This window comes from Sphingomonas anseongensis (genome assembly GCF_023516495.1).
Classification (GTDB): domain Bacteria; phylum Pseudomonadota; class Alphaproteobacteria; order Sphingomonadales; family Sphingomonadaceae; genus Sphingomicrobium; species Sphingomicrobium anseongensis.
Genome location: NZ_JAMGBC010000001.1, coordinates 529,357 through 543,456 on the forward strand (window position 1 = coordinate 529,357; position 14,100 = coordinate 543,456).

Sequence of the window (14,100 nt, forward strand, 5' to 3'; positions counted from 1 at the left end):
TCACGGTCCGTATCGTTCGCTCGCCCGCAGCTCTTCGGGAGTGATCCCGAGGGTCTTGAGCTGGACGAGCTTGTCGACGTCGATCTGGGTGAAGCCGGCCCGGCGGTAACGTTGAACGTCTCCGGCCGTGACGCCCACGGCGCGAAGCTCGGTCAGTTGCTCGAGCGACAGACGGCCGTACCCGACGGAAGCCATGGATCGGACATAATCCTCGCGCACGCCCACGGCATAGGCGCCCGTGATGTCGTCGGCGTCGACGGCGCGGTAGCCGAGCCGCGCCAGCTCCTGGACGAAGGCCGGGGTCACTCCGACGGCCTTGAGCGACACGATGTCGTCATGGTTGAGGCGGAGCTGCGGAGCCACCGAGCGCATGGCGGCGACATATTCCGGGGTCACGCCGACCGCCTTGAGCTCAATCGCGCGGTCGATTGCGGTCTCGCGATCATCGCCCGAGCGGGGATGGCTCGAGATTGCCACCGCGAGACCGGGAATGGCGCGGGCATCGGCAACGACCAGCTTCTTGCCGTCGGGGCCAGTCAGGATGGTGCGCCTGTGGCCGCTTGCGTCGGGCGGAAGGACGGTGATGGTGCCGCCGTCCGACGATCGCAGGACCGTCTTGCCGTTCTTCGTGGAAATCGTCGTCTTGCCCGAACGAAGTGTTGCCACTCCGTCGATCACGGCGATCTCCGCCGGTGACTCCGCCTGTGCGGCAACTTCAGCAGCCGTGGCAGCGGCGGCAGCGGTCGCCGCCGCGACCGGGGCCGGAACCGTCCCATAATAAGGGGTCTTGCCGGAAGCGCTCGACGGGTTGGCCACTGGTGCGGGAGCGACCGCCGGAACCAGGTTCAGGGCGGCAACCGGAACGGCCATGCCAGCGGCGAAGAAGGCCGCGGCCGAGCCCCAGCGCCATCCGCCCGGAGCGCGCTGGACGGCGCGGTCGAGCACCCGCTTCACCCGCCTGGACAGCGAGTTCTTCGCCGGAGCCACACCGTGCGCGCCGATCAGAAGCCCGCGGCATTCGTGGCGGGCGACGCCGACCAGAAGCCGGGCATATTCGGTTTCGTCGATGTCGGTCGCGAGCACCGCGTCGTCCGCAGCCTCTTCGCGCAGCTGGTGAGCTTCGCGGGCAAGCAGCCAGACGAACGGGTTGAACCAGAACAAAGCGACCGCGACGCGGGCAAGCAGGAGCTTGGCCCAGTCGAGCCGGGCAACGTGCGCCAGCTCGTGCGTGATGATGGCTTCGGCTTCCTCGTGCGAATCGGCGGCCTCGGCATTGAGCAGGATCACCGGCCTGACCACGCCCCAGCTGATGGGGGAGGGCAGGTCCTTGCTGGTGAGCAGGGCGGTGCCGTGCTTGAAGCCCATGCGGCTCTGCGCGCGGGCAAGCGCCGTCAGCCATGGAGCGTCGACCATCACGGTCGCCCGCGCCTTGAGGACGAACAGCCGGATAAGCGCGATCAGGGTAAGCAGGATGAGCAGAGCCGCAGGTAGGGCATAGCCCCAAAAGGGCCAGTTGACGGGTGTGCTCCCTGCGATCGGCTGCTCAAGCGCCTGTCCTGGTTGCGCCGTGTGCGCCGATTGAGGCGCCTGCACCACTGCAGGAACGGTTGTCGGAAGCACGGCCGAAGAAGGGGATTCGACTTCGGCCGTGCCAACCAGGAATGCCGGGCCGGCGACGTCGAGCGTTGGAAGCGCGACGGTGGCGACCGGCAGCAACAGGAGGCCGGCGAGCGCAAGATGCGCGATCCAGCTCCGATCCGCGGGAGAGCGATTCTTCATCAGCTTGAGGAGGAGCAGGGCTCCGGCGGCGATTGCGAAGGACTTCGCGGCGAGAGGAATTAGCCAGTCCATCAGTTCGCTCCCTTCGCTTTACGCGCCTTGGCGATCATGGCTTCCAGATCGGAAAGCTCGTCGGTGCTGAGCTTGTCGGACATTCCGAGCAGCGCCGAAGCAGCGCCCGCTGCGGATCCGTTGAAGAAGACTCGGACGATCTCGCTGAGCGCGGACTTGCGCGCCGCGACTTCGGACACCGCCGGGCTGTAAAGAAAGCCGCGTTCGGAATCGGCGCGCTGGACGAAGCCCTTGTCCTCGAGCCGCTTGAGCATGGCCCGGACCGCCGAGCCGCTGAGCGGGTCGGGAAGGTGGTCGCACACTTCGCCGGCGGTCAACGGTCCCGATTCGAACAGGATATCGACGATCTGGCGTTCACGGGGCGGAAGCTTGCTGAGCATGAGAATCATTGTTCCTATTTCGCGCTACATTTGTAGCGAGTGCTACATTTGTAGCGTGAACGCAAGATGAATTTTTGGGAGGGCGCGAATTTTTTCGACGAATGGCTGGCGGAGAGGGTGGGATTCGAACCCACGGACGGGTTGCCCCGTCGCTGGTTTTCAAGACCAGTGCCTTAAACCACTCGGCCACCTCTCCAATCGGCTTCGCCGGTTTTCAAGACCGTGTGGCTTGATGTCTTGTCCCTGGCAAGACAGTCACCACCCGCTCAAACCACTCGGCCAAGGGCGCGCGGTGATATCGCCGGTCGAGCCGGGCCGTGCAAGCTGTGCGACCAATGATTGTGGCCGGGAACGGCGGCGGCCCCTAGGCTGTTGGTATGACCGGGGCCTGGAGAGTTGCGTTGCGTTGGACCGTCGGGTGGAGTGTGGCGAGCGCGGCAGCGCTGGCGCTCGGGCCTGCCGAAGCCGAAGACAGCCAGTCGATTCCGTCTGCTCTACAGGCGCCCGAGGCGCGGGCGACCGTGCAGATCGCTCAGGCGCAGACCTACGGCATAACTTACCCGCAGGCCCAGAGCCCGTTCGAGCGCTACAAAAGCTATCTCGCGGCCAAGGCGCGAAGCCAGGGCGTCAGGGAAGCGACGATCCAGTCGGTGATCCCCGGCCTCCAGCTCAACTCGCGGGTGATGCAGCTTGACCATGCGCAGCGGCCGACGCCGTCCAACGACGACCGCCCGCCGTCCTTCGCGGGCTATCTGGAACGGCACATCACCAGCTCGCTGATCAACCGCGGACAGTCGCGCTACTCGTCGCATTGGGGGAATTTGTCGCGGATCGAGCAGCGGTACGGAGTCGACCCAGCCGTGATCATGGCGATCTACGGCAAGGAAACCAGTTACGGATCGATCACCGGCAACTTCGACCTGCTCGAGGTGCTTGCGAGCCTCGCTTACGAAGGCCGACGGCGAACTCTGTTCGAGAACGAGTTCGTTGCCACCCTGAAGCTGATGGACGCGGGAGTGAGGCGCTACCAGCTCAAGGGCAGCTATGCCGGCGCTACCGGCTATCCGCAGTTCCTGCCGTCAGTGGTCCTTCGCCTGCGCCAGGACGGCAATGGCGACGGCTATGCCGACGTGTGGGGGAGCGAGGACGACGCCTTCGCCTCGATCGCTAACTACCTTCGCGATGCGGGGTGGAAGCGGGGAATCCCCTGGGGAGTTCCGGTCAACATCCCTGCCCGCCTGAACCGGGCTGCAATCCAATCGCGCGTTCACCCGACTCGCTGTCCGGCCGTGTTCAAGCGGCACAGCCGCTGGCTGACGGTTGCGGAGTGGCGGACGCTTGGGATCGTGCCTGGCGGGCGCGGCCTTCCCGACAACGAGCTCGCTACTCTGATGGAAACCCCCGGCGCCTATGCTCCCGGATACCTGCTTACGCGGAATTATTACGCGATCCTCGATTACAATTGCTCCAATTATTACGCGCTGTCGGTTGCGCTGCTGGCCAACGCCATTTCCGCGCGATAGCGGCCGTCAGGCCCTCGCGCCGAAGCCAATGGCGCGATAGACAGGGCCATTCACGATCATTTGGAAGAGGGCCTTGTCTCCACCCATGAAGCGCGCACTGATTTTCGCCACGACCGCCGCAATCCTTGCCGGCACCGCCGCACCCGCGCGCGCCCCCCAGTTCGATACGACCGCCAAGGTGGCATTCCTCATCGATCTGTCGTCAGGCGCCGTGCTGTTCGCGAAAAATGCCGACGTCAGGATGCCGCCTGCTTCCATGGCGAAGATGATGACCACCGATGTCGCGTTCGAGTTGATCGATTCCGGCAAGCTGCCGCTCACCAAGATGTGCACGGTGCGGCCGGAGACCTGGCAGAAATGGCATGGGCCCCAGGCCGGATCCACCATGTTCCTTTCCGCAAACGAGCAGGTCAGCGTCGAAAACCTGCTCCACGGAATCGTCACCCTGTCGGGCAATGATGCGTCGGTGGTCCTCGCCGAATGCATTTCGGGGACCGAGGAAGCCTTCACCGACCAGATGAATGCGCTGGCCAAGAAGATGGGCCTGACGAACAGCCATTTCGGGACCGCCAATGGCTGGCCGGACAATGGCGTGACCTATGTATCGGCGCGCGACCTCGCCACGCTCGCCCGGTACGAGATCGAAAATCACTTCGCTCTCTACAAGAAATTCTATTCGCAACCGAGCTTCACGTGGGGGAAGACACTCGGCTCCGGTCAGGACATCATTCAGGCGAACCGCAACCCGATCTTGGGCAAAATTCCCGGCGCTGATGGGCTCAAGACAGGTCACACCGACGAGGCCGGTTATGGGTTCACGGGCTCGGCCGAGCAGAATGGCCGGCGGTTGATCGAGGTGCTCGCCGGAATGGGCAGCTGGAACGAACGCGTCCAGGAATCGACGCGGCTGATGCAGTGGGGCTTCAACGCCTGGACCGCGAAGCCATTGTTCAAGAAGGGCGCCGAGGTCGCCAAGGCGAAGGTTCAGATGGGATCGAGCAGCGAAGTGCCGCTGGTGGCTCCTCGAGACCTCGCGGTGACCGTGCCCGCAGGTCTGAGCATTTCGGGCGGAATGACGGTCAAGGTGCGCTACGACGGCCCCATCAAGGCGCCGATCCGCAAAGGCCAGGAAATCGCGAAGCTGGTCGTCACGACAGGCGACACGCCTCCGCAGATGGTTCCGCTGGTGGCCGGCGAGGATGTCGGCGAGGCCGGCTTCTTCGGACGCGCGTGGAACGGGTTGAAGTCGCTCTTCGGGCTCTCGTGAGCGAGCGCGGTCGCTTCATCAGCCTCGAAGGCGGGGAGGGGGCCGGCAAGTCGACCCAGGTGAAGGCGCTTGCCGATGCCCTTCGGGCGCAAGGCCTCGACGTCGTCGTCACTCGCGAGCCGGGGGGAAGCGAAGGGGCCGAGAAGATTCGCGAAATGCTGCTGACCGGCGATGAGGGACGGTGGAGTCCTCAAGCGGAGGCCCTGTTGTTCGCGGCGGCGCGCTCGGACCATGTCGACAAGGTGATCCGCCCAGCGATCCTGTCGGGAAAATGGGTTCTTTCGGATCGATTCGTCGACAGCTCGCTGGCCTACCAGGGCGGAGCTGGGGAGCTTGGTATCGAAGCGGTCCGGGCTATCAATGCCTTCGGAATAAGCGATTGGTTTCCCGACCGTACGCTGGTGCTAGCGCTTGCCGAAGGCGGCGCTCGCGCGCGAGTTCGGGACAATGAGGTTAGCGACCGCATCGGCGGACGCCCGGAAGGATACCACCAGAAGGTCGATCTCGCGTTTCGACTGATTGCGGCGGAGGAGCCGCAGCGCGTGCGAATCATCGACGCCTCGGGGAACGCCGAGGAGGTCACGAAACGGTTGCTCGCGGCGCTTTCGGACTTGCTGCCGTGATCATTGGCCACGACGAGGCGGTCGAGCAGTTCCGGCAGGCCTGGGATTCCGGCGCACTGCATCATGCGTGGCTGCTTGCGGGCCCAAAGGGCGTCGGGAAGGCGAGCTTTGCGCGCTCGGCAAGCTGCTGGATCCTGGCCAAGGCCGGGGGACCGGACTTCGACGCGCCGGTGCTGGACACGCCCGCCGATCACCGGATCGCTAAGCTGATCGCCGCCGGAAGCCACCCCGACCAGCGCCTGCTGCAGCGGTTGGAGAATGAAAAGACTGGGAACCTCGCGCGAAACATAACGGTCGACCAGGTGCGCGAGCTTGGCGATTTCCTCGGGCTGACCCCGGCACTGTCGCCGTGGCGGGTCGTCGTCATCGACAGCATCGACGAGCTTGAGAAGTCGGCGGCGAACGCGCTCCTCAAGATGCTCGAGGAGCCGCCGCCCAACACGGCCTTCCTGCTCGTCAGCCACGCTCCCGGGCGGCTGCTGCCTACGATCCGCTCCCGCTGCCGAAGGCTGGAATTCCACGCTCTGGACGATGACGCCATGGCGTCGATCCTCGAGAGGGAATTTCCCGACACGAGCGAAGCGGATCGCCGAAGCGTGATCCCCATGGCCGGCGGTTCGGTCGGGCGGGCGCTCGCTTTTGCTTCGCTCGACCTTGGGACGCTGGAGAAGGAGGCGCTGTCGATCCTCAGGGATGGCGATCCCGACAACAGCAAGAGATCCGCGCTCGCCGGAGCGCTTGCCCGGAAGCCGGCGGCGGACCGCTACGCCGCTTTCCTCGACCTTCTGCCGGCGATGGTCGCGAGGGAAGCGCGCTCGCTTCCGGAGCCGAAGCGGGGGCTGGCGATCGACGCCTATGAGCGGGTCCGCGAGCTGTCGGTGATCGCTCCGCGCCTGTCGCTCGACCCAGCGGCGACGGTTTTCCAGCTCGGCGGATATCTGGCTTCGGTCTCTGGCCCGGGCGTTTCTTGAAGGGCGGCAAGGGTCAGGGTAGGGCGCCCTAGTGTCAGAACCCTATTATATCACCACCGCCATTTCCTACCCGAACGGCCCGCCGCATATCGGCCACGCCTATGAGGCCATCGCGGCCGATGTGATCGCGCGGTTCCAGCGCGCACAAGGCCGCGACGTGCGCTTTCAGACGGGCACCGACGAGCACGGGCTCAAAATGGCCCAGGCCGCGCGCGCGGAAGGCGTTGAGCCGCAGGCGTTCGCAGACAAAATGTCGCTTCTATTCCAGGAGATGTGCGATATTCTTGAGGTCTCGTACGATCGATTCATCCGGACGTCCGAGCCAGCGCATCACCGGGCCAGCCAAGCAATCTGGACAGCGATGGCGGAGAAGGGGGACCTGTACCTCGGCCGCTACGAGGGTTGGTATTCGGTTCGCGACGAAGCCTATTACGACGAGAGCGAGCTTACGCAGGGGGACGACGGCGAAAAGCTGTCCCCGCAGGGCACTCCAGTGGAGTGGACGGTGGAGGAGAGCTGGTTCTTCAGACTGTCGGCTTATCAGGCGAAACTTCTCGACCATTATGCGGCAAATCCGGACTTCATCCGGCCGGAGAGCCGCAGGAACGAGGTCGTGCGCTTCGTCGAGGGTGGGCTTTCCGATCTCTCGATTTCAAGGACCAGCTTCGACTGGGGCGTGAAGGCGCCGGGAAGCGAGGGCCACGTCATGTACGTGTGGCTCGACGCGCTCACCAACTACATCACCGGTCTCGGCTATCCCGAAGATACGGAGTTGTGGCGCCGCTACTGGCCGGCAGACGTCCATCTGATCGGCAAGGACGTGGTCCGCTTCCACGCCGTCTATTGGCCGGCGTTCCTGATGTCCGCCGGCATCGAGCTTCCCAGGCAGGTCTACGGCCACGGATTCCTGCTCAGCCGCGGCGAAAAGATGTCCAAGAGCATCGGCAACGTCGTCGACCCGCTGGTGCTGGCCGAGCGCTTCGGGGTCGACCAGCTGCGCTATTTCCTGATGCGCGAGGTCTCGTTCGGGCAGGACGGGAGCTATTCTGCCGAAGCGATCGTCAACCGGGTGAACGCCGAGCTTGCCAACAGCTTCGGCAACCTCGCCCAGCGTACTTTGTCTATGGTTTACAAGAATTTGGATGGCGCAATTCCGGCGCCGGGCAAGCAACCCGAAGACGCCGAGCTCCTGGCGAAGGTCGACGCCGCGGTGAAGGAGCTGGACGAGCACTTCGAGGAGTTCGCCTTCTCCGTCGGGCTCGAAGCCTGGATGACTGCCGTTTTCGCCTGCAATGCCTATGTCGACACCGCTGCGCCCTGGGTCCTCAGGAAAAGCGATCCGGAGCGAATGGCGGACGTGCTTGGCACTTTGGTGGTGGCGATCCGCAAGCTCGCTCAAGCGGTGGTTCCTGTCGTGCCGGCTTCGGCCCAGAAGCTGATCGACACGATCGACGCTGCGCTGCAGGGGGCACTCGAGCAGCCTGTTCCGATCTTCCCGCGGCTCGAGCTGCCGGCAGAGGAGGGGGAGGCGGCGTGAGGCTGATAGATAGCCACTGCCACCTCAACTACGAAGGGCTTGCCGAGCGGCAGGACGAGGTGCTCGCCACCGCGCGAGCTCGCGGCGTCGCCGGCTTCCTCAACATCTCAACCCGCCAAAGCGAGTGGAATGACGTCATCTCGGTCGCGGAACGCAATGACGACGTTTGGGCGACCGTCGGGGTCCACCCCCATGAGGCAGATGCTCACCCGGACCTGGGCTCGGCCGCGCTCGTCGATGCTGCGGCGCATCCGCGGGTGATCGCGATCGGCGAGTGCGGGCTCGATTATTATTACGACAAGTCGGACCGTGCAGCCCAGCGCGAGGGGTTCGACGCGCACATCCAGGCGGCCCGCGAATCCGGACTGCCGCTAGTCGTCCACACGCGCGAGGCGGAATCCGACACTGCAGAGATGCTTGAGGCCGCGGCGAAGGAGGGCGGTGTGACCGGCGTCCTCCATTGCTTCACGGGAAGCGCGGACCTGGCTCGCAAGGGGCTGGATCTTGGATTCTACGTGTCGCTGTCGGGGATCGTCACTTTCAAGAACGCCCGCGACCTTCAGGACACCGCAAAGTGGCTTCCCGCAGACCAGATGTTGGTAGAGACGGATTCGCCCTTCCTCGCGCCCGTCCCCAACCGCGGAAAGACGTGCGAGCCCGCTTTCGTTGCTGACACTGCCGCGTTTGTCGCCGAACTGAGGGGGGAGGACCTTGAGACCTTGGCGGAAACCACCACCGCGAACTTCTTTCGACTGTTTCCCAAGGCGGCAGAGTGAAATCCTGGTCGGACCATGGGGACTAACGGGCCGTACATCGTCTTCTATGTCGTCGCGGCCGTGTTCGTCGCGTCCTCGCTGATCGGGCGCCGAACGCCCCTCAGCACCACCCTCAAGATGACCCTGGCGTGGATCGGGATATTTGCCGTCGCCTTCGCCCTTTTTGCCTTCCGCAACGACTTTGCATGGGTCGGCAAGCGGCTGTGGGCCGAAGCGACCGGCAATCCCATCGTGGAAGGTTCAACGGTCAAGATTCCGATCAGCGAAGACGGTCACTACTGGGTCCAGGCCAGGCTCAACGGACAAAGCGTCCGCTTCATGGTGGACAGCGGCGCATCGACCACGACGATCGGCAGGGACACGGCGGCGACCGTCGGCGTGGCCGCGGAAGGCCAGAGGGTGATGGTGAACACGGCTAACGGCGCGGCCTGGATGACTCAGGCGACCGCCGACCGGCTCGAGGTCGGAACGATCGTCCGCAGCGACTTCCCGGTCGATATCAGTTCACAGGAGGACATGAACCTGCTGGGGATGAACTTCCTGTCCACGCTCCGCGGCTGGCGGGTCGAAGGCAACACTTTGGTGCTTCAGCCGTGACCAACGGTTTGATGCTGGGCAGCCTCTACATCTTGATGGCGGTGATGCTCCTCCTCGGCTCGCTGATGTCGAGGCGCGAGCCTTTCGCTCGGGCGTTGACGCACATCCTCACGTGGGTCGCGATCTTCAGTAGCGGGTTCATCCTGTTCACTTTCCGGGATAATCTGGATTGGGTCTGGGAGCGCGCACGCTCCGAAATCACGGGCGAGCCGGTCCATCAGGGCCGCGAGCTCAGGATCCCGATGGCGATCGACGGGCATTTCTGGGTCGATGCGCGAGTGAACGGCCAAAAGGTTCGGTTCCTGGTGGACAGCGGAGCCACGATGACGACGATCGACCGTGAGGAAGCAGCCGAGGCGGGAGTCCAGGTCAGCGAGACGGCAAATCAGATCGTCAGGACGGGCAACGGCTTCGTGAAAGTGGCGACGGGGCGGGCGCGGCGGCTTCGGGTCGGGACTATCGAACGGGACAATTTCGCGCTTCACGTGACGGAAAATGACGATTTGAACGTGCTGGGAATGAATTTCCTGTCGACACTTCGTCGCTGGGGGGTTGAGGGGCGTTGGCTGGTCCTCGTTCCCTGACACACCTAGGAGTTTACATAATACATATTATCAGACTTAACGCTGCAGTCGGAAATGCGCTTCCAGGGGCCCCCTCATGAACCTTGAGCGGCTCGTGGCCATCATGCGCCGTCTTCGCGACCCGGAGCGCGGCTGCGAATGGGATCTCAAGCAAAGCTTCGAGACCATCGCCCCCTACACGATCGAGGAAGCCTATGAGGTCGCCGATGCGATCGACCGCGGCGACATGGACGCGCTCGAGGATGAGCTTGGCGACCTGCAGCTCCAGGTCGTGTTCCACGCGCAAATGGCTGAGGAACGCGGGCTGTTCAGCCTCGATAACGTCATCGGCCGCATCTGCGACAAGCTCGAGCGCAGGCACCCGCATATCTTTGGAAACGCTTCGGAAAGTCCCGGTTGGGACGCGATCAAGGCGGCCGAGCGCAAGCAGAAGCCGGACGACAGCGCGCTCGCCGGCGTGGCCAACACCCTTCCCGCTCTCGACCGGGCGATGAAGCTTCAGCGAAGGGCGGCTCGAACCGGTTTCGACTGGCCCGACAGCTCCGGAGCCCGGGCGAAGGTCAACGAGGAGCTTCAGGAGCTCGACGGCGAAACCGACCAGAAGCGCCGCACAGAGGAGCTCGGCGATCTATTGTTCGCGGTAGTAAACCTCGCACGACATCTCAAGATTGATCCGGAAGATGCTCTGCGTCATGCGAATCGTAAGTTCGAGAAAAGGTTTCGAGCGATTGAGACTACTCCGGGCTTCGACACCATGAGCCTGGATGAGATGGAAGCGCTGTGGGTGAAGGCCAAGGCCGCTCAGAGCGACTGAAACCGCGCCCAATTTTCCGGCGAAAGGCGAACCTGAAGGTGCAGATCCCCGTCGCGCATGTCCTGGCCGATGACGTCACCGCGCGCATGGAGCCAGGCAAGTTTCTCGCCGTCGCTTGCGGGCAGCTGGATCGAGTGGACGACATTGCCGCTTTGAAGCTGGTTCGAGATCCGCTGGCTGAGCACATCGAGGCCGAAGCCGGTCAGTGCCGAGATCGGCACCACGTCCTCCCGGCGAGCGGCTTCCGCCTGAAGCGCCTCCCTGTCTTGCGGAGCCAGAAGGTCGACCTTGTTCCAGGCTTCAATCCGCGGCGGGGCGCCCTCGTCTTCCGGTCCGACACCTAATTGTGCAAGCACCTCGTCCACGTCCTCGCGCTGCGCTTCCCGGTCGGGGTGCGCCATGTCGCGGACGTGGACGAGCAGGTCGGCCGACGCCACCTCCTCCAAAGTCGCCCGGAATGCGGCGATGAGCTGCGTCGGAAGGTCGGACACGAAGCCCACCGTGTCCGACAGGATCGCCTTGTCGAATCCTGGCAGCTTGACGTCACGCATGGTGGGATCCAGCGTCGCAAACAGCATGTTCTCGGCGAGAACGTCACCACCGGTCATGCGATTGAAAAGCGTGGATTTCCCGGCATTCGTGTAGCCGACCAGCGCAATCACCGGCCACGGCGCACGCTGGCGCCGCCCTCGGTGAAGCGACCGGGTGCGCTTTACCTGCTCCAGCTCCCGCCGGATCCGAGCCATCCGGTCGCGGATAAGCCGCCTGTCCGCCTCGATCTGTGTTTCGCCAGGGCCGCCGAGGAAGCCGAAGCCGCCGCGCTGCCGCTCTAGGTGGGTCCAGCTCCTGACCAGGCGGCCCGCCTGATAATCGAGGTGGGCGAGCTCGACCTGGAGCCGCCCTTCCGAAGTCGCCGCCCTTTCCCCGAAAATCTCGAGGATGAGGCTGGTGCGGTCGATCACCTTCGTCCCGACCTGCTCCTCGAGCGATTTCTGCTGCACGGGGGTGAGCGGCGCGTCGACGATGAGGAGGCCCGCTTCGCGCTCCTTGGCTTCCTCGGCGATCTCATCGATCTGGCCTTTGCCGATCAGGGTCGCGGGTTTGGGCGCGCGAAGCCTGACGGTGCGCTGCGCCACGACGTCAATTCCGATCGCCTGCGCGAGCCCTACCGCCTCGTCGAGCTTCGCCTCCGAAGAGCGGCCGTTGCCCGGCCCGGTTCGCTCTATTCCGATCACGAATGCCCGTTCGCCTCGAGCGACGTCCAGAGCGCCGGCGCCGTCGGCGATTCTGACCGTCATTCCTCGTCCTCTTCGCCAGCGTCCATTCCGCCAAGCGAAAGCGGCTCGTCCGGCTGCATCGTGGAAATTGCGTGCTTGTAGACCAGTTGCACCTGCCCTCCCCGCTCCAGAAGTAGCGAGAACTGATCATGGACTGTCACCAGCCCTTCCAACATGACGCCGTTGACCAGGAAGACCGTCATCCGCTTCCGTTCGCGCGCAGCAGCGGTCAGGAAGGCATCCTGCAACGCGGGATGACGGCTCCCTTCGGGCGCGCTCAGCTCGCCAAGGTCAAGCCCGGCCGCCGGCATGATGGTCGAGATGGAATGCTTGTAGACGAGCTGGTTCTGCCCCTCGCGTCTGAGGAGCAGCGAGAAGGAGTCGAACCAGGTTATGACGCCCTGGAGCTTGACGCCCTTCAACAGGAATAGGGTCAGCGGGGCTTTCGACCTGCGCGCGGTGTTAAGGAACTGATCCTGCAGGCTTACGGGCTTGGCTGCCATCACGGACGGTAAGTCACTCCTCGTCCCGCTTGTCGCCGATCCCCAGCGCTTTGAGCTTCCGGTGGAGCGCTGACCGCTCCATCCCGATGAACGACGCTGTCCTCGAGATGTTGCCGGAAAACCGGCGGATCTGGATCCGCAGATATTCGCGCTCGAAGGATTCGCGAGCTTCGCGGAGCGGGCTGCCCATGATCGTCATCGCCTGGCTCGAAAGCCCGGTCGAGCCCTGGTTTTCGAGGATTTCCGACGGGAGCATGTCGACTTCCAGCCGCTCGACCTGCTCGCACGGAGCGAGGATGACGGTCCGCTCGATGATGTTGCGAAGTTGCCGGACGTTTCCGGGCCATTCGTGCGCCTGGAGCGCAGCGATAGCCTCATCCGACAGCGCAGGAGTTACGATCCGTCGTTCGGCGGCGAACCTGGCGACGAAGTGATTGGCGAGCTCGGGTATGTCCTCGCGCCGCTCGCGGAGCGGAGGAAGCCGGACTGGAACCACGTTCAGCCGATAGAACAGGTCCTCGCGGAACCTCCCCTGCGCGATTTCCTGCGCGAGGTCGCGGGAAGTCGCTGACAGAACGCGGACGTCGACCTTCACCGGCCGCTGGCCGCCGACTCGCTGGTAGCTCTGGTCGGTCAAAACCCGGAGGATCTTGCCCTGGGTAGTTAGCGGCATGTCGGCGATTTCGTCGAGAAACAGGGTTCCGCCGTGCGCTTGCTCCAGGAGGCCCGGCCGGCTCACGTCCTCATTGTCGAGGCCGAACAGCTCCTCCTCGACCCGTTCCGGCGTCATCATCGCCGCCGACACGACGACGAACGGGCCGTTGGCGCGAGTGCTCCAGGCATGGATCGTTCGAGCCGCGACTTCCTTGCCCACCCCGGCGGGACCGGTGATCAGCACCCGGCTTCCGGTCGGGGCGACCCGCTTCAATGTTGCTCGAACCGTGTTGATCGCAACCGAATTGCCGCTCAGCACCTCATCGTGGACGACATGCTGGCGAAGGCTCTCGTTTTCGCGCCTCAGCCGGTCGGTCTCTGTGGCCCGCGAAACCAGGTGCAGCAGGTGCCCGGCCTCGAACGGCTTTTCGATAAAGTCGACCGCCCCTTCGCGAACCGCGGCAACGGCCGTGTCGAGGTTGCCGTGGCCGGAAATCATCAGCACCGGAAGGCTCGGGTCGTTGTGCTTGATCTGTTGGAGCAGTTGCAGGCCGTCGAGCCTTGAGCCCTGAAGCCATACGTCGAGGAGAACCAGCGATGGTCTGCGGTCCTTGATCGCATCAAGCGCAGCGCTGCTGTCGGCGGCGGCGCGAACGGCATAGCCTTCGTCCTGGAGGACACCGCTGACCAGGTCGCGGATGTCTTCCTCGTCGTCGACCACAAGCACTTCAAGCGCCATCAGA

The 14,100-nt window shown here is 64.3% G+C and carries 14 protein-coding genes and 1 tRNA gene; 9 read left to right on the forward strand and 6 right to left on the reverse strand.

From position 1 onward, the window contains the following. From LZ519_RS02680 to LZ519_RS02690, 3 genes are all read right to left on the reverse strand, one after another. Complete coding sequence (locus LZ519_RS02680; RefSeq protein ID WP_249867190.1) at nucleotides 1-1,851, reverse strand: M56 family metallopeptidase; 1,851 nt, start codon at nucleotides 1,849-1,851, stop codon at nucleotides 1-3. Continuing rightward, nucleotides 1,851-2,240, reverse strand: coding sequence for a BlaI/MecI/CopY family transcriptional regulator (locus LZ519_RS02685; protein WP_249867191.1), 390 nt, complete (start codon nucleotides 2,238-2,240; stop codon nucleotides 1,851-1,853). Before LZ519_RS02685 ends, LZ519_RS02680 begins: the two co-directional genes overlap by 1 nt. A 97-nt stretch (nucleotides 2,241-2,337) precedes the next feature. Beyond that, a tRNA-Ser gene (locus tag LZ519_RS02690) sits at nucleotides 2,338-2,427 on the reverse strand. Nucleotides 2,428-2,632: 205 nt separating this feature from the next. On the opposite strand from LZ519_RS02690, the gene LZ519_RS02695 reads away from it, so the two are divergent. From LZ519_RS02695 to mazG, 9 genes are all read left to right on the forward strand, one after another. Further along, complete coding sequence (locus LZ519_RS02695) at nucleotides 2,633-3,754, forward strand: lytic murein transglycosylase (protein WP_249867192.1); 1,122 nt, start codon at nucleotides 2,633-2,635, stop codon at nucleotides 3,752-3,754. Between the two features lie 85 nt (nucleotides 3,755-3,839). Continuing rightward, nucleotides 3,840-5,021 (forward strand): D-alanyl-D-alanine carboxypeptidase family protein, encoded by a 1,182-nt coding sequence (locus LZ519_RS02700; RefSeq protein ID WP_249867193.1) that lies wholly within the window; start codon nucleotides 3,840-3,842, stop codon nucleotides 5,019-5,021. Then, nucleotides 5,018-5,644: a dTMP kinase gene (gene tmk / locus LZ519_RS02705; RefSeq protein ID WP_249867194.1), complete on the forward strand. Its 627-nt coding sequence runs from the start codon at nucleotides 5,018-5,020 to the stop codon at nucleotides 5,642-5,644. The genes LZ519_RS02700 and tmk overlap by 4 nt, the downstream gene beginning before the upstream one ends. After that, complete coding sequence (locus tag LZ519_RS02710; protein WP_249867195.1) at nucleotides 5,641-6,615, forward strand: DNA polymerase III subunit delta'; 975 nt, start codon at nucleotides 5,641-5,643, stop codon at nucleotides 6,613-6,615. The genes tmk and LZ519_RS02710 overlap by 4 nt, the downstream gene beginning before the upstream one ends. Nucleotides 6,616-6,646: 31 nt before the next feature. Continuing rightward, nucleotides 6,647-8,152 (forward strand): methionine--tRNA ligase, encoded by a 1,506-nt coding sequence (gene metG / locus LZ519_RS02715; RefSeq protein ID WP_249867196.1) that lies wholly within the window; start codon nucleotides 6,647-6,649, stop codon nucleotides 8,150-8,152. Beyond that, entirely contained in the window at nucleotides 8,149-8,928 is a 780-nt protein-coding gene (locus tag LZ519_RS02720) for a TatD family hydrolase (RefSeq protein WP_249867197.1), read from the forward strand. The genes metG and LZ519_RS02720 overlap by 4 nt, the downstream gene beginning before the upstream one ends. A gap of 15 nt (nucleotides 8,929-8,943) precedes the next feature. Further along, entirely contained in the window at nucleotides 8,944-9,525 is a 582-nt protein-coding gene (locus tag LZ519_RS02725; RefSeq protein ID WP_249867198.1) for a retropepsin-like aspartic protease family protein, read from the forward strand. After that, nucleotides 9,522-10,109 carry a retropepsin-like aspartic protease family protein gene (locus tag LZ519_RS11645; protein WP_249867199.1) on the forward strand — a complete coding sequence of 196 codons (588 nt, stop codon included), beginning with the start codon at nucleotides 9,522-9,524 and terminating at the stop codon, nucleotides 10,107-10,109. The genes LZ519_RS02725 and LZ519_RS11645 overlap by 4 nt, the downstream gene beginning before the upstream one ends. A 76-nt stretch (nucleotides 10,110-10,185) precedes the next feature. Beyond that, nucleotides 10,186-10,923, forward strand: coding sequence for a nucleoside triphosphate pyrophosphohydrolase (mazG, locus tag LZ519_RS02735; RefSeq protein ID WP_249867200.1), 738 nt, complete (start codon nucleotides 10,186-10,188; stop codon nucleotides 10,921-10,923). Here mazG and hflX read toward each other — a convergent pair. The 3 genes from hflX to ntrX are packed head-to-tail and all read right to left on the reverse strand — an operon-like array spanning nucleotide 10,911 to nucleotide 14,096. After that, entirely contained in the window at nucleotides 10,911-12,221 is a 1,311-nt protein-coding gene (gene hflX / locus LZ519_RS02740; protein ID WP_249867201.1) for a GTPase HflX, read from the reverse strand. The two genes, mazG and hflX, sit on opposite strands and share 13 nt — an antisense overlap. Then, nucleotides 12,218-12,703: an RNA chaperone Hfq gene (gene hfq / locus LZ519_RS02745; protein WP_249867202.1), complete on the reverse strand. Its 486-nt coding sequence runs from the start codon at nucleotides 12,701-12,703 to the stop codon at nucleotides 12,218-12,220. The genes hflX and hfq overlap by 4 nt, the downstream gene beginning before the upstream one ends. Before the next feature lie 13 nt (nucleotides 12,704-12,716). Then, nucleotides 12,717-14,096 (reverse strand): nitrogen assimilation response regulator NtrX, encoded by a 1,380-nt coding sequence (ntrX, locus tag LZ519_RS02750; protein ID WP_249867203.1) that lies wholly within the window; start codon nucleotides 14,094-14,096, stop codon nucleotides 12,717-12,719. Nucleotides 14,097-14,100: the final 4 nt, after the last annotated feature.